Below are 23,763 nucleotides of genomic sequence, written 5' to 3'. Positions count from 1 at the left end.
ATCGGTCATTTGTCATTTGTCATTGGTCATTCAGAAAGGACGAATGACTAATGACAAAATATTTATCTTCCCCATTGGAAAATTGCCGCGCCCCAGGTAAGACCGGCACCAAAGCCGGATGTCGCAACGATGTCATTGGGTTTAATTTTACCTTGTCGCACTGCTTCATCCAAAGCTAAGGGAATGGAAGCAGCAGAGGTATTACCATACTGGGCGAGATTACTTATGATTTTATGTTCTGGGATATTTAGGCGTTGAGCAACGGCATCAATAATGCGCTGATTAGCTTGATGTAACACTAGCCAATCTATTTGGTCAACCTTAAGGTTAGCTTGAAATAAGGCTTTATCTATGATTTCTGGGACTTTTTGCACAGCAAAGCGGTAGACTTCTTTGCCGTTCATAGTAATAGGTTGATAAGTGCCTTTAGTGATATTTACACCAGGGAGTAATTCTTGGGAACTTGCTGCATAAGCAAGGTTGAGGTGATAGTTTTGAGTACCATCACTTTTAAGGGCAAATCCTAATAAGCGATCGCTTTTAGAAGCCTGCAATACTACTGCTCCTGCACCATCGCCGAACAATACACAAGTCCGACGATCTTGCCAATCTACCCAGCGAGAGAGGATATCTGCCCCTATCAACAGTACATTTTTATAGACACCTGTTCTAATGTATTGGGCTGCTGTAACCAGACCAAACACAAAGCCAGAGCAGGCTGCTGTCAAGTCAAAGGCGACTGCGTTGGTAGCTCCTAATTGAGCCTGTACTTGACAAGCACTACCAAACAAATCATCAGGGGTGGAAGTCGCTAGCAAAATCAGGTCTAGGTCTTCTGGTCTAATTCCTGAAGCTGCGATCGCGCGACTACTGGCGGCAGTAGCTAGCCCACTTAAGGACTCAGATGACACCGCTAATCGTCGTTGACGAATTCCCGTTCTTGTGGCAATCCACTCGTCTGATGTTTCAACTAGTTCAGTTAATGTCTGGTTGTGTAGGGAAGTTGCTGGTACTGCCGAGCCACTTCCGGTAATTGCTATGCCTAAGTTTTCCACTCCTAATCTCCCAAGCTATCAGCTTTTGTCCTTTGTCATTTGTCCTTTGTCATTTGTCCTGTGTCAGTTGTCAGTTGTCCTTTGTCTTTGACAAATGACAAATGACTAATGACTAATGACTAACCGCTTTCGCGCTCTAGGATATATTGGGACTGAATTCGTTGTAGCACCTGGTTGTCAACAGCTTCTTTAGCCATACGAATAGCATTGAAAATTGAAGGTGCTTGTGAGCTACCGTGACCGATAAAACAAACTCCTGCCACGCCTAACAACAAAGCACCACCATGTTCTGCATGATCCATGCGTTGTTTAACTCGCTTCAGGTTTGGTTTTAAGAATGCTGAACCAATTTGACCATGCAATCCTTGGGGTAATTCTTCCCGCAGAATTTGCAGAATCACTTCTCCAACTGCTTCGGCAAATTTTAACAGTACATTGCCCACAAACCCATCGCAGACAATTACATCGAAGTGACCGGAAAGCACATCCCGCCCTTCGGCATTGCCAATAAAATTAATTTGAGAATTTTCGCGGAGCAGTTGGTGGGCACGGACGGCTGCATCATTGCCTTTAGAGTCTTCTTCACCGATATTCAACAAACCCACTTTCGGTTCAGTTGTACCTAAGACATACTGACTGTAAGCCGATCCCATGACGGCAAACTGCTCTAAAAACTTCGGGCGGCAATCTACATTTGCGCCAACATCAAGAACTAACACTGGCTTACCAGCAACAATTGTCGGAAAAACAGTCCCGATTGCTGGACGATCAATTCCCGGCAATCGCCCTAAGCGAAGCAAAGCCGATGCCATAGCTGCCCCAGAGTGACCGGCAGAAAATACGGCATCTGCCTTTTGATGCTTGACTAAATCCATCGCCACATTGATAGAAGCCTTGCGTTTGCGTCTAACCGCATTTAAAGGCTCCTCATCCATTGCGATCGCTTCCTCAGCAGGAACGATCTCCACCTGCGCTAAATTCGTTTTTGGCGGCAAGGCAGCTTCTATTTGTTGGGGATCACCAACAAGTAATATCTCTACACCCAATTCTTCCTTTGCTCGCAGTGCGCCAGCAACGATTTCACCGGGTGCGTGATCCCCTCCCATTGCGTCAATTGCGATCCGTACGCGAGTCGATCCCATTGCTCAGAGCTTTTAGAAACCTTATAAATTTTACCAGATGGCTTTGCCGAAAAAGCTTAACTTTCTGACCGCCAAATTACTTCTGTTACTATTGCAACAATTTTTGCTGGCAAGCTCAAGATAGCACGAATTGGGGAATGGGGAATGGGGAATGGGGAATGGGGAATGGGGCAGGGGGAAATGACCTAAGCTTTGAGCCAACAAGCTTTGCGGAACATGGATCTGATTCCCCCACTTCTAGTAAGTGGTTCTCAAGGCAATACTTTTCGGTTAAACCCAATAATCTCTCTTTTGGTCTGGGGAAAGGTTAAAGGGTAATGGGGAAAGGGAAATTCAAACCTTTTCCCTTTCCCCTTTCCCCCAAAACCCGAAAAGTATTGGTTCTCAAGGGAGGGGTCGAATCCCCTTTTTGCTCCCTTGCCCCCTGCCCCCCTGCCTCCTATTCCCTATTCTTCAATCCCCAATACCCAGTTAACTAGCGTCCGAACGCCGTAGCCGGTTGCTCCTGCGCCGTTGTAGCCATTTTCTTTATCTGTCCACACTGGGCCAGCAATATCTATGTGCGCCCAAGGGGTTTCTTTGACAAATTGCTTGAGGAAAAGAGCAGCAGTAATGGCACCACCTGGACGAGGCCCTGTATTTTTCATGTCCGCAATCCCAGACTTTAGCCCTTCAAAATATTTTTCTTCCATTGGCATCCGCCAAATCTTTTCCCCTGAAGTTTGGGCAGCTTTCTCGATCTGGGAAGCTACGTCATCATCGGGAGTGTACAAACCTGCAATATCATCACCCAAGGCAATGACGTTAGCACCGGTTAGTGTGGCTAAATCCACGATCGCATCTAATCCCAATTTGTCAGCATACACCAAAGCATCTGCAAGGGTTAAACGTCCTTCTGCGTCGGTGTTGTTCACTTCGATTGTTTTGCCGTTTGACGCTGTGAGAATGTCTCCAGGGTGCATGGCGCGACCGCTAATCATGTTTTCAGCTACCGCCGAGATAAAGTGAACTTCAACATCTGGCTTAATTTGAGCAATTGCTTTTGCCGCCCCCAAGGTAGCAGCTGCACCGCCCATATCCATTTTCATAGTTTCGATGCCGCTACCAGCACCTTTAATATTGAGTCCGCCGGAATCAAAGGTTACACCTTTGCCAATAATTGCTAGTTTCTTTTTCGGTGTACCTTCTGGTTTGTAAGTCAGGTGAATGAATTTAGGTGGCAACTCGGAAGCTTGCGCTACTCCCAAAAAAGCACCCATACCCAACTTTTCACAGTCTTCTTTTTCGAGAATTTCTACTTGTAAACCGTGGTCTTTAGCGATCGCTTGGGCAGTTTCGGCTAAAGTAATTGGTGTTACCGCATTGGCTGGTGCTGCCACTAACTGCCGTGCCAAATTTACCCCGGAAACGATTTGATTGGCGAGGGTTATGGCTGCTTCTTGTCCACCGAAACCTAATAAATCGATGGTTTCTATTGGCGATCCTTTATCTTCTGGTTCTGATTTAAAACGAATATCTTGATAAAGTGCTAATTCAACACCTTCTGCGATCGCTTGGGCGCTTGCGGCTGGATCATTATTCCATAATGGAAAACTAAATCCCAAAATTTTGCTTTTCTGCTTTTTTGCGACTCTGGCTACCGCAGCAGCAGCGCGTCTCAAAGTGTCGAGTTTTAGTGTATCTGGTTTACCCAATCCTACCAGAATCAATTTACGTACTGGGCTACCAGGATTCACACGAGTGAAAATTGTACTGTTGGCTTTACCTTTAAATTCTTCTTCCGCAATTAGTTCTTTTAAGACCCCGGAAAACTTTTGATCTAAAGTTGCTAGTTCTCCGGTTAACTCTACTGCATCTTCAAATAATCCTATTGCCAAACTATCGCCTGCCCACTCTAGCAAAGGCTTATCACTAGGTTGAATTGTCATTTTGGGATTTTGTGTAAATATTCCTTCTTGTACCAGTATTGCTCAAAATTCTTGTTTCAGGATGAGGGGAATGGGTATAGGGTATTGGGCATTGCGGAGCAGGGATCGGTAGCTATAATTTAGTGAATTAGTGGAAGTAGTACTCATTAACGAGTCTTTGATACTCGTGAATCCACATCAGAACTCCGTTAACGAGTCTTTGATACTCGTGAATCCACCTCAGAACTCCGTTAACGAGTCTTTGATACTCATGAATCCACCTCAGAACTCCGTTAACGAGGCTTTTATACTCATGAATCCACCTCAGAACTCCGTTAACGAGTCTTTTATCCTCGTTAATGAAGCTATGATCTCCATTCTTTTACCTGACTTTTCGCGTTATGTGGAAAAGTCCACCAAAAACCTAACCCCCTAACCCCCTTCCCAACGCGAGAAGGCTGAAAATTCAAAGTCTCTCTCCTTTTAGGAGAGAGATTTAGAGAGAGGTTTTCCAGATACCGTGAAAAATCAGATTCTTTTACGTCCTCCTTCTTTTCCCATTTCCCATTCCCCATTCCCCATTCCCTATGCCCCAATTGTTGGATCAATGTTAAATTTTCTGGCGATCGCTGCGATTATTTCTTGCTCAAGTGGTGTAGTCTTATTGTCAAGCTGGGCAATTTTTTTACACTGAACGAGTAAGGGTATAGCAAAATCACGATTCAGCTGATTGAGCAGTATATCTAAAGACTTAGGTGATTTGATATTTTGGGCAATGGCATCCAACGAGGTAGGACTGAGTTTTAATGCTTGTAGTTCTGGCAAAATTTCTTCTAAAGTCTTATCTGGATGGCTAGCCAGAATCATGTGAACTAAGATTTGATCCATGACGGCTTCTTGAGCGATCGCACTTTCGAGATACTTTTCACTTTCTGCTTTTAATGTTGCTAGAGTCTGTGGCGATGCTAGGGAAGTTGATTCATCTAGCTTGGCTTCGTAAAATCGACAAGCAGCATAACCCAATGAATAGATCATTGTTGCATTTGAACTAGCTGCGATCGCAGCACCCGCTAAAGGCACATTTCGCAGTAATCCTAATCCCGCAGCTTTCAAAAGACGACCTCCACCCAAAGCCAGACCAAAAATTGCTAAGACTTCTCCTTTACGGGCAGGATCTTTTAAATCTAGTCCGTAGTCAAATGCAATTTGATAAAGCATTTCTGACTGCAATTTTGTTGTTGCTGTTAAATCAATTGCCAACAATGCAATTGCTACTCCTGGCAAAATACTAGTGGCTAGTCCAACAGTGCCTGCTTGAGTCGCTTTTTCCACCATGATTCGGTGAGCAATCTGGCTGGGTGATTCATTTGGATACTTTTGTTTGAGCTTGTTTACCGCAGCTTCTGCTTTTTCCAAATCAACAGCATCAGTAGTACCAATTAGCCAATTGAGATTTAATACTCCAGATAGTTTTCTAATCAACCAATTTTCGCTGAGGCGATTCACAACCTGACCACTGGTTTGAGTTGTTTGCTCAATAAACTTGTGTGTTTCTTTTGCCGTGGCTTCTCCCACCTCTAATGCTGTGTCTAAAACTGCTTTGCCAGTCTGAGCAACACTTTGAACAAAAGACTCTAATACAGACGGTTCATTTTCTACTGATGATTGAGCCTGGATTTTTATTTCTGAAGTTTCATTAGGTGAATTAACTGATTTATTCACTACTATTTCTTGTTGGGATTTGTCTGCCATTACTTGACACCATGCTGTAAAGCCTCTTTCTAAACTTGTAGCGAATTATGAGCGGCTCTACATCTCTCTATAAACGTAAATATCAGTTGAAGATTAACTATTTTCTGGGTTGCCGCAGGCATCACACAATTAGAAATTAAAGCAGATCGCCAGCTATTTTTGCAGCGCCTGCTGAAAAGTCTTGATGGCATCCACATGATTCACCATAAGAATGCAACGTAACAACAAATCCAGATCGATTCCTTTGACCTCCTCACTACTGGAAACCCTCTCATAGTGAAGTGCCTCGTCCTCTTTCCGCAGGTGATAAACTTCTAACACACCATCTTCCCAGAACCACACTTCTGGAATCAAGAGGCGCTTATATGCCTCTAGTTTGTCGATACCGCCACTCGTAAACACCACTTCAATAACCAGATCGGGACGCACTCGACCTGGAGCCAGTTTATAAGATTCATCCACCTCACGCTTGACAGCACCCACTTCACTTTCCAAGGTCATTGAGCCAGTGGGAATAAAGTCAAACTCAGCCGCAAGCAAGTACAGTTCCACTAATGCCGCAATTCTTTTCTTAACGGTTTCGTGTGGTTCTCCAGGCATTCTTCGGATCTCCAAAACTCCATTCAGGAAAGAGAGCCTATATCCTGGACGGTCTAGTAACTGCTCAACTGCTTTGAATTCTCTCCAGGTCAGTCCCTCAAACAACAGGGGTGATTCCTGACGGGGTATAGCGATGGCTGCTGGGGTCATTTGAGTCTCCAGTCTGTTTCCAGATGAGAAATAATTCCGGCGTAGAAAAAGCAGTTTGTTTATTATTAACTTCTTTTTAGGAGCAGGGCGCTCACCCTATTTTCTCACCTCTAGCCTTGTACTTATATCAGCATTATTTTCTAAAAAGTCGTTATCTTTAAGAATTTCATAGAGATTAATATCTTGCTCTAGCAAGCAAGCGTGTCCGCACTCAGGCAGCACCACAATCTTGTTATTTGGTAAGATATTCCCTATCCGCTTCACTTCTGTAACAGAAGGCAAAAGGCGATCGCTACCACCAGCAATCAACAAAACTGGTTGAGTTAAGCGACTTAATTTTTCCTCATCAACTTCAAACTCTCGCAATAAAGACAATCGCCACAGAACGGTTTCTGCTGGTACAGAACGCATGGTTTTCAGCAGTTCATGGCGATCGCTCCGAGAAATGCGGGGCAAAGATGCCAAAAACGGCAACAATCCCAGTGCGCCAATATCATACAATTCTGATGGCACTAGGTAAGTAAGTTGAGATGCCCAACTCAACCAAGGGCGAAGACGAAAGGACGAAGCTGGGTTAATTAAGATAGTTCGCTTAAATAAATGCGGTGCTTGGATCGCTACTTTCATTGCCAAGCAACCACCAAAAGACTCACCACACAAGTAAACTGACCTGTGAGAGCTTTTTTGTAATTCAGCGTCGATTAAGTCTAATACACTCTTTGTTAGCACATCCCAAGTGTTAAGGTCTTTGCGGGGGAGTGCCAAAGAACGGACATCAAAGCCAGTTTCTAATCCAGCAGTCTGCGATCGCAATAATTGACCTGTTCCATCCATTCCCGGTAAATATACCAATAGCGGATACTCTGGCTGTACTCGTTTAGGAGTCAGGAAACAAGGCTTTAACTCAACTTCAGAGATAGTCATTGGTCATTGGTCAATGGTCATTAGTCAATGGTATAAAACTTTTGAACTGTTAATTGTTCCGACAATCCAAAATTGTTCGACTGAGCGGAGCCGAAGTCTAAAATCGAATAGCTTTAATAGCAACCTTGACGCAGTAAATGGCTAATTTCACTATGACAGTGTTCTGTCAGTTCAGCCACAACAGTTCTGGCTTGCTTCCCGTGATATTTTTTTTGATGTTGGGGTGTTATCCAATAAGGGCGACCGATTAACACCGCAACCCGACGATAAATTACCAAAGGATGCCAACCAGCTTGATTAAATAAAGGTTCTGAAGGGTCAAATACACTCAAAAGCCTTAAGGGAAAACCATTCGTGTTTACCTCTTCTAAGGAAGCGATCGCGATCGGCAAAATTGCTAAATCCTGCACATCAGCTCGCAATGCTAAATGGGCAAATCCCCGTTGAAACTCACCCACCTGGTTTGGCTGAGTAAATTTCACCATTGGTGCAGTCCCTTCTGGAAATACTCCCACCATCTGCTTAGACTGCAATAGGAACTGCGATTGCGAAAAAAAGCTTTGTTGGCGGTTTTGAGTTTCCTCCAAAGGAAAACACCCCAATTGATCGGTGACAATCTCCCGCATTACTGGCACTTGTCCCATATAGTGATGGCAAGCAAAGCGAATCGGATTTGATAACGCCGCCATTAATATCAGTGCATCCATGAAGCTGCGGTGATTGCTGACTACCAAAACGCTAGCATCCTGGGGAATGCGATCCTCATAATAGCGAAACATTTGTGTTGAGAGTGCCGCCACCAAAGCGCGAGAAATCTCTAGGGGGCTATTTCGACTCATACCTAATCATCAATATATTCCGGTAAATATGGCGGTTTATCTTAACTTAATTTTTACATTTCTTTACTACTGCCATGACCGTCTTAAGATAGAAATATCTGATCTACAAAACCAGCTAAGTTTTCTGCATTCTGCATTATGTATTCTCGATCACAATAATTTCTAATAGAAAGTATTCAAAAAAATTATGATTAGTTACTTTTCCTCAGATAGGCAAAAATGATTTGAATAGATACATATTACAAAACAATTTTTGACCTGATAAATTTGCTACTATTAAGGTGTTATTGGAAAAAATGGAAATATTATTGTATAATTACGTGGTTTTTCCCACAAAAGTAAGAAGCAAAAGGTTTTAATAAGTTAATTTTTATTTTGTATGAATCTAGTGAATAAAACAGAAAAAACATTTGCACTGACAACACCACTATATTATGTAAACGATGTCCCCCATATAGGCAGTGCTTATACGACGATCGCAGCAGATGTAGTGGCACGATTTCACAGGCTGCTAGGGCATCAGGTATTACTAATTACAGGTACAGATGAACACGGACAAAAAATTCAGCGATCGGCAGAAAGTTTAGGCAAAGCGCCACAAGAGTTCTGCGATGAAGTTGTCCCTAGTTTTATTAGTTTGTGGCAGTTACTAGACATTAAATACGATCGCTTTAGTCGGACTACTGCACCTCGTCATGAAGCGATCGTCAAAGAATTTTTTGAGCGAGTTTGGGAATCTGGTGATATCTATCAAGGACAACAACAAGGTTGGTATTGCGTATCTTGCGAAGAATTCAAAGAAGAACGGGATCTGCTAGAAGGACATCGTTGTCCGATTCATACTAACAAAGAAGTTGAGTGGCGAGACGAGCAAAACTATTTTTTCCGCTTATCTAAATATCAAAATAAGCTGACAGAATTTTATCAATCCAAACCCGATTTTATTCAACCAGAAAGTCGACGCAATGAAGTCCTCAGCTTTGTCAATCAAGGGCTGCAAGACTTTTCTATTTCACGGGTAAATCTAGATTGGGGTTTTCCTGTACCAGTTGATCCCAAACACACCCTTTATGTTTGGTTTGACGCGCTGCTAGGTTATGTCACGGCATTACTCGAACCAGATGCAGAACCAACTTTAGCAAATGCTTTAGAAAGATGGTGGCCAATCAACCTGCACCTAATAGGTAAAGATATTTTGCGCTTCCATGCAGTTTATTGGCCGGCAATGTTGTTGTCAGCTGGCTTACCCTTGCCAGAAAGAGTATTTGGGCATGGCTTTTTGACTAAAGATGGTCAAAAGATGGGTAAAAGTCTGGGTAATACCCTTGATCCTATTGCGTTAGTTCAACGCTATGGTAGTGATGCCGTTCGTTATTACTTCCTTAAGGAAATCGAATTTGGCAAAGATGGAGATTTTAATGAAGTAAGGTTCATTAATGTTCTGAATGCAGATTTGGCAAATGATTTAGGTAATTTGCTCAATCGCACCTTGAGCATGGTGAAGAAATACTGCGTTGACAATAATGTTCCATCAATCGGCAATGAAGGAATTCCTGACGAAAATCCTTTGAAAACAATTGGTTTACGTCTAGGGGAACAGGTGCAAGAAGCATACAAGGAACTAGCTTTCAGTCAAGCCTGCGGCGCTATCCTTTCACTGGCACAAGCCAGTAATAAGTTTATTGATGAACAAGCTCCTTGGTCATTATATAAACAGGGACAGCAAGAGTCCGTAGAAAAAGTTCTCTACGCAGTTCTAGAATCAGTTAGACTGGCAGCTTATCTGCTTTCCCCAATTATTCCAAACATCAGTAGCGATATTTATCAACAACTGGGCTTTGGAATAGACTTTAACGATCAAATACAAAGTTCAGTTAGCGCTCCTTTTGCCACCCATGCGACATGGGGGATACTATCTAGTAAACAACAGTTGGGTACATTCCAACCAGTTTTTAAGCGAATAGAACCCCCGAAAAACGATTAGTCCTTATCAAATTCTGATTTTGTTCAATTTCTTATTCTCTCAAAAAATTTATCGGGGCTTAATTTATATTAACCCCGGAACATTATCATAAGCCGCTGTGACTAGCATCTAAAAGTTCGTAATTTGTATCAAAAATAACAGGGATAAAAATCGAGGTATCACAATGATGTTGAATAATTTTGAAACCGATTCAATATTTACGCCAGAACAAGTTTTGGAGAATCGGGGTAGGGTCGCCATATTTATTGACGGCTCAAATCTATTTTACGCTGCACTGCAACTAGGGATTGAGATCGATTACACGAAGCTATTGTGTCGATTGACTGGAGGTTCTAGACTCCTGCGGTCTTTTTTCTACACTGGTGTAGACCGGACAAACGAGAAGCAACAGGGGTTCCTGCTGTGGATGCGTCGCAATGGCTATCGAGTCATTGCTAAAGATTTAGTCCAGCTACCAGATGGCTCTAAAAAAGCTAACCTGGATGTAGAAATAGCAGTAGACATGATGGCGCTAGTCGATTCTTATGATACCGCAGTTTTAGTGAGCGGTGATGGGGATTTGGCTTATGCAGTCAATTCAGTCAGCTATCGCGGCGTGCGGGTAGAAGTAGTAAGTTTGCGTTCGATGACCAGTGACAGCTTAATTAATGTAAGCGATCGCTACATCGATTTAGAAGCCATCAAAGAAGATATTCAAAAAACCCCTCGCCAAAGCTATCCATACCGGCCGTTATCTGGTATCGGCTTTTTGGAAGACCCAAGAACTAGTGATGGACACCTAGAAATCCAAGAATAATGGCGTATCAATTTCATAAAAGAGGGAGACAGGGGGAGAGAAAAATTCAAAATAACTCCCCCACTCCCTCCTTCCTTTTTTTACCTTTGATTTTTTTCTTGATATTTGGTTTAGTAAGTTGTGGGGGTAAATCCCCTCCAGCGTCTCAAGAAAATCCTGCGGCTTCATCTAAGCAAGATAGCAATTTAACGTTCTTTGATGTCACCCTAGAACAGGCAGATGAAGTGGGAAGACCAATTTGGAAAGTCAGGGCTAAACAAGCAAAATACACCAAAGAAAAACAAATTGGTCAAGCTGAAAGTCCTTATGGTGAACTATATCAAGATGGTAAAGTAGTTTACCAAATCAAGGCAGATGTTGCAGATATTGAACAAGATGGGAAGCAGTTGTTTCTTAAAGGTAAGATATTTGCCACAGACCCTAGTAATGGAATTGTATTGCAAGGCAATGAGTTAGAATGGCGGCCCAAAGAAGATTTATTGATTGTCCGTAACCAAATTAACGGTACTCACAAACAACTACAAGCTGTAGCGCAAGAAGCGCGAGTTAAAACCCGCGAACAGCGTATGGAATTTTCTGGACGAGTCGTAGCAAATTCTGCTGATCCCCAATTACAAGTAAGAACCGAGCATTTAATCTGGAATATTAAAGAAGAAAAACTGATTGGCGATCGCCCTATACAAATTGACCGCTACAAAGATAATAAAATTAGCGATCGCGGTAAGGGAAATTCTGCTGAAGTCAACTTAAAAACAAAAATTGCCACTATTCAACAGAATGCTCAATTAGATTTACTAGACCCACCAGTGCAAATAGCTAGTAACTCTATGACATGGAACATGAACGCAGAAACTGTTACTACAAATTCTCCCGTGCGGATGTTCCAGCGTGTTGAAAATCTTACTGTAACCGCCAATCAAGGTGAAATGAAAATACCCCAAAAAACGGTTTATTTAACAGGTAATGTCAACGCCATTGGTCAGCGTCGCCAGTCTTTGAAATCCAATACATTAACTTGGTATTTAGACAATAAGTTAGTTGAAGCTCAAGGAAATGTGGTTTATCGACAAGTTGACCCACCGTTAAATTTTATGGGTGAAACAGCAGTTGGTAATCTGCAAACAGAAAATATTGTTGTCAAAGGTGGCAGTTCTAGCGGTAGGGTAGTAACAGAAATTATTCCCCAAGAAAGAGTCAATCGCCAGTAGTTAAATGGCCGTTATAAACCGCAATCACACGAGGCTTTATCCGTCTCTAAGGGTTAAAACAAGGGGCAAAATACCCTTGTTTTCTATTAGCCCACACAGGTAGGCTACCCTGCGGAAAAGCTTCACCTATTTTAATGTGCCCATTAACTCCACGAATTGAATTTGCCATTGATACGTATGGGCGTAAACTAATTAACGATTAACCATTACCCTCTAGGCTAGGATTTTAGTATTACCAGTCCTGTGATAACCCATGAATGGATCAAATCGATTAGGCAACAAAACCTTGCCAATATCCCAACAAGCAGAACATTCCCAGCATCACGATGCAGACCACGAGCATACAGATCATACTCATGGGACTGGAGAGCCTGCTCATCCTCACATCCATAGCGAAGAGTCATTACGGCGAATTGCCAACCGATTATCGCGTATAGAAGGCCATGTTCGTGGTATTAAAACAATGGTGCAGCAAAATAGCCCTTGTCCTGATGTTCTACTGCAAATTGCCGCAGTCCGGGGCGCATTGGATAAGGTAGCGCGAATTGTTTTGGATGAACATTTAACTGAATGTATTGCGAGAGCTGCACAAGAGGGTAATATTGACGTTGAAATTAAACAGTTAAAAGCTGCTTTAGATCGATTTTTACCTTAAAAATTAGAAAAATCAGAAATTGACTAGCACTACAAGACATTTGGTAGAGATGTAATATTTGGTGTATTGACTCAGACAAAGGGTTTTTATGCCAAAATTAGCATAAGTGTTTCACAGTCATAGTTGATAGTCTGGTTAGTTCCAAAGCAGTCATAAGGCGATAACTTATACCCTTGAAATTATATTAGAGTACGGTAGGGAAGTTTTTGCATTTGGATTTTATAGATATCTTCCAAGAATGATTTTAAATAAATATAAATTTAACTATTCTATAAATATAAATACTAACAAACCTATAATTCTTTTGTTACATGGCTTCATGGGAAATATTAATGAATTTGATGAAGCTATAAAATTTCTAGGAGAAGATTTTTCTTATCTTATCCTTGATTTACCAGGACACGGGAAAACCGAAGTTGTAGGAGGTGATGAATACTATGGAATGGAATCCACCGCTCAAGGAATAATTAATTTATTGGATGAATTAAAAATAGATAAATGCCACTTAATTGGTTATTCAATGGGTGGAAGACTAGGTTTATACCTAACTCTAAATTTCCCAGAACGTTTTATTAAAGTTGTATTAGAATCAGCTTCCCCAGGTTTAGCAACAAAAGCAGAACGATTAGAACGAGTTAGGCGTGATGCTCAAATAGCTAGGAAATTAAGCAGAAGTATTATTCAAAGTGATTTTGCGACTTTTTTGTCCAATTGGTACAATCAACCAATTTTTGGTTATATAAAAAATCATCCAGAATACGATCGCATGATAGAAAGTCGCTTGGAAAACAATCCGCAGGAATTAGATAAATCATTGCGCTTCATGGGGAATGGATGTCAACCTTCTTTGTGGGAAAAGCTACAAGAGAATAAAATTCATATACTCTTACTAGCTGGTGAATATGATGAAAAATTTATATTTATTAATACAGAAATGGCTAAACTATGTGAATTTGCACAGCTAAAAATAATTAAAAATGCTGGACATAATATTCACTTGGAAAATACCTTGGCATTTGTGGAAAATATCAAATATTTCCTGTCTACAGCAAGTTAGAAACTAAGATAATCTCACGGCTTCTTTACTGGCTTCCTAGAAGGAGTTGGCGATGGTGTCAAATTCTGGACAGTTGGTTGATTAGCTGTGGTTAATTCCTCTTGCAACATTTTCTGATAAACTTTAGGCAAAGAGCTACTAACAGAATTAGTTTCTATACCATATCCTAGACTCGTCCAAGTCGGAGAAAGTCGCCGCAAAACATCATTTAACTTTCCCTGACGCAGCAATTGAGAAAGATCAGTTCCCCAAACTTTAGAATCAGTTAACCAACGGTAAACTACTATATCTTGATATTCTGCTTCAAAACTATAAGCAGTCCAAAACATCATCTGCATCGGCTTTGGGTGATAACGTGGGGCTAAACGATACCAAGTAATGTTGATAATTTGATATCTGCCAGCAGCAGTAGAACAATTACCTGTGTTAGGGCCTGTGATAATTGTGACGCATATCTCAGGGTGTCTGCTAAGGTCATTAACTTGTTGTCCACCATACAACAGCGAATAGGGACGGTTTCCACTCGCTTCACTCGCCGAGATGGTTCGCATTAAAGCGCGGATATAGGGATCGCCCTGTTTCATCACCAAGGGCGGCTGTTTATCTGCAAAGATGGGATCGGAAGGCGATCGCAAGTCTCCAATATACCATTGCAACAAATACACAAAGCCAAGAAGCGCAGCTATTGGCCCAATAAGTTTTTCAACACCTTTGAATTCAAAGCCTTTCAGAGTCTAACTCCTTCAAATTTGCTCTCAACAATGATTGACGAGTTCATTCTGACTAAGTTCACTTCCATCCAATACAGTATTTTTGTAAGGGCACAGTAGTACTGTGCCCAAAATGCTTGTTGTATCAAAGCAAGATTTCTACAGCGGTTAAACTGCTTAATTACGCAACGTTAGCAAATAATTCTCCAAAACTTTTTGAGGCTGCTTCAGGTTTGGCAACAATTTCGACAATTTTATTGCGTGCATCTGCTTCAAACAGCGCCTCAACAGCAACTTGGGCGACTTTCTGCCTGGGGATGCTACCGTCAAAGAGTGTATCAGCACTCTGCATCACGATCGCGTCGAGGTTATCTTCATTCTTCAACCCACCAGGTCGCACAATCGTATAAGTCAGACCACTTTTCTGGATATACTCTTCAGCTTGCTTTTTCCACACCAAAATCAGCCAAAACAAGTTCAGTGGATGGAGTAATTGCGAAGTACACAAAGAAGAAATTAAGACAAGATGCTCAATCCCCTTTGCTTTGGCAGCTTCTACTAAATTTTTAGTCCCTTCAAAATCTACTTTATAAGGCCCTGTGGGGTCAAAACTAGGTTTTGCACCAGTCGCGACGAACAAAACTGTACTATCTCCCAACGCAGCATTCAAACTTTCTGGTTGTAACACATCGCCTACAACTAACTCAGCTTCAGGAGATAGAATACCTCTAGCTTTCTCTATATCCCGCACCAAAGCTCGGACGGGAATATTCCGCGCTATCAACTCTTGCACAATCCGGCGACCTGTTTCACCGGTTGCCCCTGCTACAAATGCTTTCATGAGAAATGCTATCCTGGAAAACTATTGTGTGCTTGTTCAGTTCTTTATTTTAGTAATTCTATGGAGTTGATGGCAGATTAATGAGGTTTTGGTCAAAATGGGATATTGATGCGAAATGACCCAGGAATGTGGGGAATTATTAGTATAGAAGAACGCCAAAATATACAGTAATGCATTTATGCTTTCAACAAACGGCGAATATAAATCCTGGGAAATAACAGAAGCAGTTTTACCTGTAGCGTCCAACCAAGAAGAAGCGAAGGACACATTAACAGACATAAATGTAGCGACGATTACAAAATTTTACGGTCGTTATCAAGATTTTATGGAAATGCCTGCCCCAGCAGAGAAGGTTGCTGAATATCTTAATGCTCATGCCTTATGGTTTTCTCGTTGTGCTGAACCCATGAAAGTGCAATTACTTGGGGAAAATGGCTATGCTTTAGTAATTGGTCGTTTTGGTGCTTTCGGTTATGAAGTAGAACCGAAAATTGGTTTAGAATTGTTGCCCCCAGAGGAAGGTATTTACCGCATCCGTACAATCCCCATTCCTGATTACCAATCGCCTGGTTATGACGTAGACTATCGGGCCTCTCTACAGCTAATAGAAAACGATGCTTGCAGTAGCGGCGAGGTTACGAGAGTTGAATGGGAATTGGATTTAATAGTTGATTTGCACTTTCCCCGGTTTATTCAGCGATTACCAAAGTCTATAATTCAATCTACAGGCGATCGCTTACTTAACCAAATCGTCCGCCAAGTTTCTCGTCGCTTAACATGCAAAGTTCAGCAAGATTTTCAGAAATCTTTGGAAATACCCTTTTCTGGGAATTCCAAACTAAAGCGCTAAGTCAACAGTCCTTTGTCATTTCTCATACACTAATGACAAAGGACAAAGCGAAAAGTCTGAGCGGAGGTCTCCTCCGATCAGAACTTTGTAAGAGAGAACAAATGACTAAGCTTTAGTAAGAATTCTTTGGACAATTTGCACGCCAGTAACAGCCTGCCAAGCAAAAAGTCCCAAAAGCGTGAAATTTAGCAAAATATGGGTTGCGCGTGCCCAGTTTGCCCCTTTCTGCATATAAGGGGACAAAGCAGCAGAAAATGCAATCAGACCCGTCATACCCAGTCCTGCCAGCAGGTGAGGGCCGACAAATAACTTGCCATTATTGATGTAAGTCACACCCATCCCTCCAATTGCACCTGCTATCATCAAACCTAAAAGTATAGACCCGATTTGGTAGTGTCTGACGTTATATCTACCTTTAATCAGTTCTTTCTTTTCTTCCCCCTGAGCATTTCTGGTACGCTGTAATTGCAGCCCCAAGTAGGCAGCATAAATTGAGAGTACTAATAGCGCCCACATCAGTACCGGATGTAAGAAATTCAGCCAATATTTCACCGACGCAGAAAGTTCCAAGCTCATAGTGTTCTCGCCTAATTATTAAATCTTCATAAAAATTAGCATAACTCTATTCTCTATGCTTCAAGTTGCCCAACTTAAAAGATAATAAGGAAGATTTTGCTATTTTCCTTTGCCCTCTTGCCAAAGTGCATAAACAATCTCAGACTGAGTTTTGAGGGTAGACGAACAAAACCCCTGTGTGGGATCTCATTCATGACTGAAAACAACGATACTTTGCTGCTAAAAGCTGCTAAAAGTGGTGATATTAAGGGACTGTGTACGCTACTGGTTGCTGGTGCGAGGGTAGATGCGTGCGATCGCCAAGGTACTACGGCGTTAATGTTTGCTGCCAATTTAGGCTACACCGAAATTGTGCGATCGCTGCTGGATGCTGGGGCAAATATCAACTTGCCCAGAAAACTCTATGGTTTGACGGCTTTGATGTTAGCAGCTAGTGCCAAACAACTTGACATTTTGAAACTTTTAGTATCCAAAGGTGCTGATGTCAATGCCACTAATGAAGATGGCAGCACAGCTTTAATGGCCGCAGTCCTCAAAGGTCATATCGATGTAGTACGAATCTTATTGGCTGCTGGTGCGGAGGCGAATATTGCCGATAAAGATGATGATACTGCCTTGAAACTCGCCATTAAGCAGGGAAACATAGAAATTTTACAAGCAATTCTCCAAACTGGTGTTGATGTCAATATCCCAGATCAAGAGGGTGAGACACTCTTAACATTAGCCGCAGACTTGGGGCATCTGGAGGTTGTGGAAGCACTGCTAGCAGCAGGGGCTGATGTGAATGCGAAAAACGCTGATGGTGGAACTGCATTATTGGCAGCAGCAGCAGGGGGACATAGTGCGATCGCAGCAGCTTTACTGGATCGAGGTGCTGAAATTAATCTCCAAGACCAAGATGGTGAAACTGCCCTACATCTTGCCGTTGTGGAAGGCTACATTGATGTCGTGCAAGTATTACTTAACAGGGGTGCAGATGTCCAAATTAGGAACCGTCTAGGTGATACACCACTGCTTGTAGCAGCATTGCAGGGACATAGCAAAATTGTCGAGGCCCTACTGTGTTCTGGGGGAGATATTAATGGGAAAAATCTTGGTGAAGTGCCTTTGACGTTGGCTATATCACAAGGACACACTCAAACAGTGAAAGTGTTGTTAGACTATGGTGCTGATGCCAACACTCTGGGGGACGATGGCAAAACTGCTTTAATTAAAGCAACCGAACGCAAGCACACAGAGATCATACATTTGCTGCTGGCAAAAGGGGCAGATGTGAATTTTCAAGACTCAGCGAGGGCAACATCATTGATGTGGGCTGCCTCAGCAGGTTATGGCGAAATTGTGCAGTTATTACTCCAAGCTGGGGCAGATGTGAATTTAAAAAACCGTGGTGGTTATACTGCTTTGATGATTGCAGAATTTAATGGTTATAAAAACGTAGTGCGGAGTCTGCAAAAAGCTGGAGCGCAAGAATAGCTATTTTAATTCTGAATTTTTCAACTAAAATCTTTTTAGAAATATCTTGACAAATGATTAAATGAAGGTTATTAACTTAAAGACAAAGTAAGTTGAAAACGGCCAAGTTTAGACCTAAGAAACAGAGAAAGCAAAACTCCGTCGTAACTGTTGTGAACTTGCTACGGCGGAGAAAAGAAAAATTAAAACGCCAAGAGGGAACAGGCTAAATGCTTGCGTAACAAGGATAGAAAAAAGCAAAAATGAAGAAGTAAATTTACTTTTTGCCTTGTACATTTTACCTTTTACCTGCTCTCCTCCTTGACGTTTCCTACTGTGCTAGATGTGCAAAATATATAGTTTTTGCTTAAACAGAAATGTATTCTAAGGATCATTTTTTATGTATTATCCTAATGACTAAATACAAACAAGTCCTGAAAAAAGGTTAATTTGCGATTATTTGAGCGATCTCTACGGAAATTTAAAGAAAAAATAAATTAAAAATTAAATTTGGCGTGGTAAATATCCAGTTGCCATAACCAGTTGCCATGAAATTAGGTATTTATTCATGACTTGACCAAGAAAAATGGTTAATGACTATAAAATTTGCAGAACAACTAGTGTCATATCATCAGTGTTTTGCTTATCATCACCAATGAATTGCTGAACTTGGTCAAATAAATAATCCACAATCTCCTCTGGCCCATTACAGTACTTGCAAGCAGTATTGAAGCCAGCAACAAAGTTATCTTCATCGAAGCGATCGCCACCAGCCGCCGCTGCATCGGTCAAGCCATCTGTATAGTAAATAATTGTATCCCCAGGCTCTAACTGTACCTGAGCATCTTCATATTGGCTGTTAGCATCCAAACCGATTAGCATTCCTAGAGTATCTAAACGGCTGACAGTTTTCGTGGCTGCGTGCCACCACAAGGGAGGATTGTGTGCCGCATTGCTATAAGACAAAATTCGACTGTGAGGATTATATTCTGAATAAAATAGTGTTACGAAACGGTGAGAATTTTCCAAATCCGCATACATAACTCTATTCAAGTTTTGCAGAATTTTTGCTGGGGAATTCCCATGTAGCACTTCTCCCCTTAGCATTCCTCGCATCATCGTCATAATCAGACCAGCAGGGACACCTTTGCCCATGACATCTCCAATAACTAAACCCCAGCGACCAGTCTCGGTGTCGCCTTTAGTCTTAGACCGAATTTTATTCTGATTAGTAGCAATAAAGTCGTAGTAGTCACCGCCGACACGATTTGCAGGTTTACAACGGGCCGCTAGGACTGCACCAGGTATTGTGGGACATTGACGTGGTAGAAGTCGCCGTTGAATTTCTGCACCAATTTCTAGCTCTTGGTCTAACCGTTCTTTTTTTCTAAGTTCTACAGCTAGTTCATCGTTTTCGATCGCTACTGCTGTTTGGTCTGCCACTAACCTAACTAACTTTTGCCTAGTTTCTGTCCAACTGTATTCTGGATCGCGGCTCAATACGTAGAGCCATCCCCTTTCTGTATGCTTTACCAGAATCGCCGTACCAAAGATTTGCACATCTGGCCCCAAATAACGATGCATCTGGTCATCCAAAATCCCCGTCGCATTCGCTAGAGGGGCAGTATTTGGCAAAAGCGTGATTTGACTGCTGGCTATTTCTAGCGCTTTGCGGATATTTTTACGCTGTCCACTATCTTGCCAATGTAACTGTTCTAACCTGACTTGACCATTAGGTTTGTAGAGAAACAGGGCGCTGCCGTCTGCATCTGTCACTCTTGTTGCCATTAGCGGAATCAGTTCCAAAAACTGATTCAAATTATTGAAACTTCTCAGGGCAAATCCTAAAGAACTGAGCAAATCTTGAATTTTGTTCTGTTCCCGGTGCAACCTTGCCACGAGTTCTTTGAGTGCCACGACTGGGGTGACATCAGTCGCGGCACTACTATTGTTGTCAGTGGGTTGAGAGGGCAGTTGAGACACAGGCACAGGTATTATTGCACTTTATATTGGCAGATTTTAGATTACTTATAAGCTTTTTGGCTTTCGTATTGCTAAACCATAATTAGACAAGACTTGTCACTTTAGCAAGAGTATAAAGACGTAACAGGCAACTTTTATCAGTATTTTATTTGCTTATTGTATTTTTGATGGAATCTTAGTCATTGAAAATCATGTATTTTTAGTCAAAATCCAACCCGTAAAAATTACTATATGTTCTCAATTGTATGGAATATAAACCTAACCCCGACCCTTGTAGAGAGATGTGTGTACACCGTAGCCTTTTCGAAGAAAGATCAAAGTGTATTGCATCAAAACGAGAAGCCCTATAGTTTTGGTGATAGTTCAGAAATCTTTTCCTTTTTGCATAACTTAATTCCCAAAGCATATCTCTAAAGTCAGAAAAATATTTTATTCAAAGAATAATTTATAACGCTTTCAGAGTAATTATTTGGGTATAGGAAACTAGAAAATTAGAAGTCTTTTGAGCGAAAACCTCAATAAGCGCTCCAATCGAGCTTAGTTTGGTAACAAACATACTTACATTCATTCCCAAAGCTGAGAATATGTAAATAAGTCTTTAAATACTTAATCTGTATACCATAATTACCGTGATAATCGCCAAGGATGATACTAAATCTAGAAAAAATCTCCTCCCAAAACTTTAAGTCAAAAGCCAGAAACAATGTTGTCGTTTTATCATCAGAATTCAAATCTCTCGATTTACTACAAAAATATTTGTAGATTCTTTCGTAATTAGGAGCTGAAAATACACCTGTGAGTGTTGAAACAGCTTACTTACACCAATTCACTTTTTGAGTCCACAGTGGACGATTTCCGAATTTCTGATGGTCGGAAGTCGTCTTTTTGGCAAGCATTGGGCAAACAGCTGAAGTTCGTAATCTAACTTTTAAGTAAGTTACGTGCAGCGTGCAGTTCTCCCGACTTGCTAATGCAGTCGCTTCGCCTGTTGGTGATGCTACGCATAGCTTGTACAAGTTGCCATAGGCAATATGAGTTAACTGCGGAGGGAAAATACCGCAGTCTTTGACTCACCCACGTTGACTCTCTAATTTACTACTCACCGCTTAGACTGCTGTCCATCCCACACCACAATAGTTGTATTTGTGGGGGTGAGTATCTTGTCTACCCTTTAAGTTTTTACAAAATGTAAGTTTACGGGCTTTTGTGTGTAGCAACTAAATGTCTTGCTACTCCACTGAAAAAGCCCTTAAAGGGGTGAAAAAGTTCATTAGCTTGAGATTTTAGCAAAAGTCACCCATTTATTGTGACAAATTTATGATTTTAGGATTTTAACTGTTTTTAGTTAGTTCAAGTGATAATACCAGATTCAGTTATCCCTAAATTTCTCAGTTTGTCAAGAAAAATTTTTAACTCCCAATTTTTCTATTAGCTACTCAAGAGAGCTTCAACAAACTCATAGCTCGAAAAGGGTCGTAAGTCTTCAATTCCTTCACCAGCACCAATAAAGCGAATCGGTAAACCTAGCTGTTGCACAACAGCTAGGGCAACACCGCCTTTAGCAGTGCCATCTAGCTTGGTTAAGACAACGCCACTCAGTTGGGCCGCTTGGGAGAAAACTTCGGCTTGTCGTAGTCCATTTTGACCTAAAGTAGCATCTAGAACCAATAGCGATTCCACTTTGGCATTGGGAGCTTTTTTGTCGATAATGCGCCGAATTTTACCGAGTTCGTCCATTAAGTTTTTCTTGTTTTGTAGTCGCCCAGCAGTGTCTACCAGAAGTAATTCTGTTTGCCGCGATTGGGCGGCTGCGATCGCATCAAATACAACTGCTGCCGGATCTGTATTTTTTCCAGGATTGGCAATTACTTCTACACCACTTCTACTACCCCAAACCTTCACCTGTTCCACGGCGGCGGCGCGGAAGGTGTCTGCTGCCCCAATCAAGCATTTATAGCCAGATTTTTGCCCTAAGTGGGCAATTTTGCCAATGGTGGTGGTTTTCCCGGCACCATTCACCCCAGTGATTAACCAAATATTCAAGGTTTCTTTTTCTGGGGTAAAGCTAGTTTTGTGGGATGTAATGCTTGGTGCATCCAGCATATCCCGCAGAATTTTTTTCAGATAAGCGATCGCTTCTTCCGGTGCAGTAACTTCTTCTCGAAGTTTTGTTTGTAGCGCATTGATAATAAAGTCTGTCGCCTCTACACCCACATCGGCTTGCAAGAGCAATGCCTCAATTTCCGTCACAGCAGCTTGGTTTAGCGGCCCTTGACCAATGATCGCCTTCAGTTGGTTGAGAATACTCCGGCGAGTTTTGTCTAACCCTTGTCGGAGCTTTTTCAGCCAGGTTATTTCTTCAATAGAAACGTCTTCTGGATTTCTACCTTGAGCTGCTAAAACTTTCGCTGACCAGACAAACCCATCATCAAATACCAGTCCGGGAATTTCCTCTCCTATCTCTGAGGTTGCAGCTACTGGCTGTAATACCTCCGGTTCTGGAACTTCAATGGCGGTGGCTATTAGTTGATCCAGTTTTGCTTGCCGTTCTGCCGCCGCCCGTTCTAAGAAGGATAAATTAGCTGGTGCTGTTGGCTGTGTTGCCTCTGGCGTGGGGGTTTGTTCAATTTCGTTTGTGGTTATTTCTGGGCTTTCGACATCGGGATCTTCAGCAATTGCAGCTACTGAGGAATCTTCTGTATTTTCTTCCTCAGTAGCAGTTTGGAAAATTTCTGGCTGTGCTGTTTCTAGGGTTGTACTAACAGGTTCCTCAGTTACTTCTGATTCATTGATTTCCGCAATTGCCGTTTCTACAGTTTCAGGTTCTGCTAAGGCATTTTCTGAATCAGGCGGGGTTTCTACTACCTCAATCTGTTGTTTTTGCTGAATATTTTTGTAAGCAGCTTTAGCAAACGCCAACAAGTCTGCCGTTGTGTCTGGTGCAGTTTCAGCAGTCGAGGTTTGGGCTGCCTCTGGTTGGGGTTCTTGTACAGGAGTAGTTTCTTCCTGTTTTTTATCAGAGGGAGTCTCAGAGGAATCGTTATATTGACGGCGGAACCAATTAAAAACCATTGCAGCAGTATTAGTTATATGAGTTATAAGTTATAAGTTATGAGTTTAATTTAACTTTGCACTTTTTCTTGGGGTGAAAACTTCCCGGTTATCCTCACCTTTGATAGTTAGTTTGAGGAGAATCAGTTTCCTTCGGTTCGCGCAGCGTCTCCCCTTCTTCCAAAGGAGAGCTAGCGCCAAGGTAAAAATTTCGCTCGGAGGAAGCCG

Annotated in this window: 19 protein-coding genes; 7 read left to right on the top strand and 12 right to left on the bottom strand. The window is 41.9% G+C overall.

Annotated features, from left to right (window positions below; all coding sequences use genetic code 11):
- Nucleotides 1-62: 62 nt before the first annotated feature.
- The 7 genes from H6G86_RS10110 to H6G86_RS10080 form a co-directional block, all read right to left on the bottom strand.
- A complete protein-coding gene (locus tag H6G86_RS10110) occupies nucleotides 63-1,055 on the bottom strand; it encodes a beta-ketoacyl-ACP synthase 3 (protein ID WP_190934209.1) in 993 nt (330 codons plus the stop codon).
- 119 nt (nucleotides 1,056-1,174) lie between these two features.
- Nucleotides 1,175-2,197, bottom strand: a complete 1,023-nt coding sequence (plsX, locus tag H6G86_RS10105) for a phosphate acyltransferase PlsX (RefSeq protein ID WP_190934208.1) — start codon at nucleotides 2,195-2,197, stop codon at nucleotides 1,175-1,177.
- Between the two features lie 446 nt (nucleotides 2,198-2,643).
- Nucleotides 2,644-4,125 (bottom strand): leucyl aminopeptidase, encoded by a 1,482-nt coding sequence (locus H6G86_RS10100; RefSeq protein WP_190934207.1) that lies wholly within the window; start codon nucleotides 4,123-4,125, stop codon nucleotides 2,644-2,646.
- Between the two features lie 564 nt (nucleotides 4,126-4,689).
- Nucleotides 4,690-5,856, bottom strand: coding sequence for an EcsC family protein (locus tag H6G86_RS10095; RefSeq protein WP_190934206.1), 1,167 nt, complete (start codon nucleotides 5,854-5,856; stop codon nucleotides 4,690-4,692).
- A 153-nt stretch (nucleotides 5,857-6,009) separates the two neighbouring features.
- A complete protein-coding gene (locus tag H6G86_RS10090; RefSeq protein ID WP_190934205.1) occupies nucleotides 6,010-6,606 on the bottom strand; it encodes a Uma2 family endonuclease in 597 nt (198 codons plus the stop codon).
- A 96-nt stretch (nucleotides 6,607-6,702) separates the two neighbouring features.
- The gene (locus H6G86_RS10085; RefSeq protein WP_190934204.1) at nucleotides 6,703-7,530 is read right to left on the bottom strand and encodes an alpha/beta fold hydrolase; all 828 of its coding nucleotides are present in this window, start codon (nucleotides 7,528-7,530) and stop codon (nucleotides 6,703-6,705) included.
- Between the two features lie 113 nt (nucleotides 7,531-7,643).
- Nucleotides 7,644-8,369: a lysophospholipid acyltransferase family protein gene (locus H6G86_RS10080; RefSeq protein WP_190934203.1), complete on the bottom strand. Its 726-nt coding sequence runs from the start codon at nucleotides 8,367-8,369 to the stop codon at nucleotides 7,644-7,646.
- Nucleotides 8,370-8,748: 379 nt separating this feature from the next.
- Here H6G86_RS10080 and metG point away from each other — a divergent pair, with 379 nt between their 5' ends.
- The 5 genes from metG to menH all read left to right on the top strand — a co-directional run bounded on the left by metG (nucleotide 8,749) and on the right by menH (nucleotide 14,069).
- Complete coding sequence (metG, locus tag H6G86_RS10075) at nucleotides 8,749-10,353, top strand: methionine--tRNA ligase (protein ID WP_190934202.1); 1,605 nt, start codon at nucleotides 8,749-8,751, stop codon at nucleotides 10,351-10,353.
- A gap of 166 nt (nucleotides 10,354-10,519) precedes the next feature.
- On the top strand, nucleotides 10,520-11,149 hold the full coding sequence (locus H6G86_RS10070) for a LabA-like NYN domain-containing protein (RefSeq protein WP_041565095.1): 630 nt from the start codon (nucleotides 10,520-10,522) through the stop codon (nucleotides 11,147-11,149).
- The gene (lptC, locus tag H6G86_RS10065; protein ID WP_190934201.1) at nucleotides 11,149-12,357 is read left to right on the top strand and encodes an LPS export ABC transporter periplasmic protein LptC; all 1,209 of its coding nucleotides are present in this window, start codon (nucleotides 11,149-11,151) and stop codon (nucleotides 12,355-12,357) included. The genes H6G86_RS10070 and lptC overlap by 1 nt, the downstream gene beginning before the upstream one ends.
- 253 nt (nucleotides 12,358-12,610) lie before the next feature.
- Nucleotides 12,611-13,012, top strand: coding sequence for a metal-sensing transcriptional repressor (locus H6G86_RS10060; RefSeq protein WP_190934200.1), 402 nt, complete (start codon nucleotides 12,611-12,613; stop codon nucleotides 13,010-13,012).
- Nucleotides 13,013-13,250: 238 nt separating this feature from the next.
- A complete protein-coding gene (menH, locus tag H6G86_RS10055; protein ID WP_190934199.1) occupies nucleotides 13,251-14,069 on the top strand; it encodes a 2-succinyl-6-hydroxy-2,4-cyclohexadiene-1-carboxylate synthase in 819 nt (272 codons plus the stop codon).
- Nucleotides 14,070-14,083: 14 nt separating this feature from the next.
- On the opposite strand, the gene H6G86_RS10050 is transcribed toward menH, so the two are convergent.
- Both H6G86_RS10050 and H6G86_RS10045 read right to left on the bottom strand, forming a co-directional pair.
- Nucleotides 14,084-14,734, bottom strand: coding sequence for a glycoside hydrolase family 24 protein (locus tag H6G86_RS10050; protein WP_313930802.1), 651 nt, complete (start codon nucleotides 14,732-14,734; stop codon nucleotides 14,084-14,086).
- A gap of 226 nt (nucleotides 14,735-14,960) precedes the next feature.
- The gene (locus tag H6G86_RS10045) at nucleotides 14,961-15,620 is read right to left on the bottom strand and encodes an NAD(P)H-binding protein (RefSeq protein ID WP_190934198.1); all 660 of its coding nucleotides are present in this window, start codon (nucleotides 15,618-15,620) and stop codon (nucleotides 14,961-14,963) included.
- A gap of 178 nt (nucleotides 15,621-15,798) precedes the next feature.
- Between H6G86_RS10045 and H6G86_RS10040 the strand changes: the two genes are divergently transcribed.
- Nucleotides 15,799-16,470, top strand: coding sequence for a DUF1997 domain-containing protein (locus tag H6G86_RS10040; protein ID WP_190934197.1), 672 nt, complete (start codon nucleotides 15,799-15,801; stop codon nucleotides 16,468-16,470).
- A gap of 105 nt (nucleotides 16,471-16,575) precedes the next feature.
- Here the strand turns inward: H6G86_RS10040 and H6G86_RS10035 are convergent, their stop codons facing one another.
- A complete protein-coding gene (locus H6G86_RS10035; RefSeq protein ID WP_190934196.1) occupies nucleotides 16,576-17,046 on the bottom strand; it encodes a DUF4079 domain-containing protein in 471 nt (156 codons plus the stop codon).
- 192 nt (nucleotides 17,047-17,238) lie between these two features.
- Between H6G86_RS10035 and H6G86_RS10030 the strand changes: the two genes are divergently transcribed.
- The gene (locus tag H6G86_RS10030) at nucleotides 17,239-18,522 is read left to right on the top strand and encodes an ankyrin repeat domain-containing protein (protein WP_190934195.1); all 1,284 of its coding nucleotides are present in this window, start codon (nucleotides 17,239-17,241) and stop codon (nucleotides 18,520-18,522) included.
- A gap of 576 nt (nucleotides 18,523-19,098) precedes the next feature.
- Here the strand turns inward: H6G86_RS10030 and H6G86_RS10025 are convergent.
- On the bottom strand, nucleotides 19,099-20,490 hold the full coding sequence (locus H6G86_RS10025) for a PP2C family protein-serine/threonine phosphatase (RefSeq protein WP_163927339.1): 1,392 nt from the start codon (nucleotides 20,488-20,490) through the stop codon (nucleotides 19,099-19,101).
- A gap of 1,422 nt (nucleotides 20,491-21,912) precedes the next feature.
- A complete protein-coding gene (ftsY, locus tag H6G86_RS10020; protein ID WP_190934194.1) occupies nucleotides 21,913-23,556 on the bottom strand; it encodes a signal recognition particle-docking protein FtsY in 1,644 nt (547 codons plus the stop codon).
- Nucleotides 23,557-23,763: the final 207 nt, after the last annotated feature.

Source organism: Nostoc sp. FACHB-133 (genome assembly GCF_014698055.1).
GTDB lineage: Bacteria > Cyanobacteriota > Cyanobacteriia > Cyanobacteriales > Nostocaceae > Nostoc.
This window is presented reverse-complemented; position numbering and strand designations above follow the sequence as displayed.

Bases quoted from the DNA above. Each gene is read 5' to 3' on its own strand.
- plsX (WP_190934208.1), bottom strand. From the start codon at position 2,197: ATGGGATCGACTCGCGTACGGATCGCAATTGACGCAATGGGAGGGGAT.
- H6G86_RS10100 (WP_190934207.1), bottom strand. From the start codon at position 4,125: ATGACAATTCAACCTAGTGATAAGCCTTTGCTAGAGTGGGCAGGCGAT.
- H6G86_RS10095 (WP_190934206.1), bottom strand. From the start codon at position 5,856: ATGGCAGACAAATCCCAACAAGAAATAGTAGTGAATAAATCAGTTAAT.
- H6G86_RS10090 (WP_190934205.1), bottom strand. From the start codon at position 6,606: ATGACCCCAGCAGCCATCGCTATACCCCGTCAGGAATCACCCCTGTTG.
- H6G86_RS10085 (WP_190934204.1), bottom strand. From the start codon at position 7,530: ATGACTATCTCTGAAGTTGAGTTAAAGCCTTGTTTCCTGACTCCTAAA.
- H6G86_RS10080 (WP_190934203.1), bottom strand. From the start codon at position 8,369: ATGAGTCGAAATAGCCCCCTAGAGATTTCTCGCGCTTTGGTGGCGGCA.
- metG (WP_190934202.1), top strand. From the start codon at position 8,749: ATGAATCTAGTGAATAAAACAGAAAAAACATTTGCACTGACAACACCA.
- H6G86_RS10070 (WP_041565095.1), top strand. From the start codon at position 10,520: ATGTTGAATAATTTTGAAACCGATTCAATATTTACGCCAGAACAAGTT.
- lptC (WP_190934201.1), top strand. From the start codon at position 11,149: ATGGCGTATCAATTTCATAAAAGAGGGAGACAGGGGGAGAGAAAAATT.
- H6G86_RS10060 (WP_190934200.1), top strand. From the start codon at position 12,611: ATGAATGGATCAAATCGATTAGGCAACAAAACCTTGCCAATATCCCAA.
- menH (WP_190934199.1), top strand. From the start codon at position 13,251: ATGATTTTAAATAAATATAAATTTAACTATTCTATAAATATAAATACT.
- H6G86_RS10045 (WP_190934198.1), bottom strand. From the start codon at position 15,620: ATGAAAGCATTTGTAGCAGGGGCAACCGGTGAAACAGGTCGCCGGATT.
- H6G86_RS10040 (WP_190934197.1), top strand. From the start codon at position 15,799: ATGCTTTCAACAAACGGCGAATATAAATCCTGGGAAATAACAGAAGCA.
- H6G86_RS10035 (WP_190934196.1), bottom strand. From the start codon at position 17,046: ATGAGCTTGGAACTTTCTGCGTCGGTGAAATATTGGCTGAATTTCTTA.
- H6G86_RS10030 (WP_190934195.1), top strand. From the start codon at position 17,239: ATGACTGAAAACAACGATACTTTGCTGCTAAAAGCTGCTAAAAGTGGT.
- ftsY (WP_190934194.1), bottom strand. From the start codon at position 23,556: ATGGTTTTTAATTGGTTCCGCCGTCAATATAACGATTCCTCTGAGACT.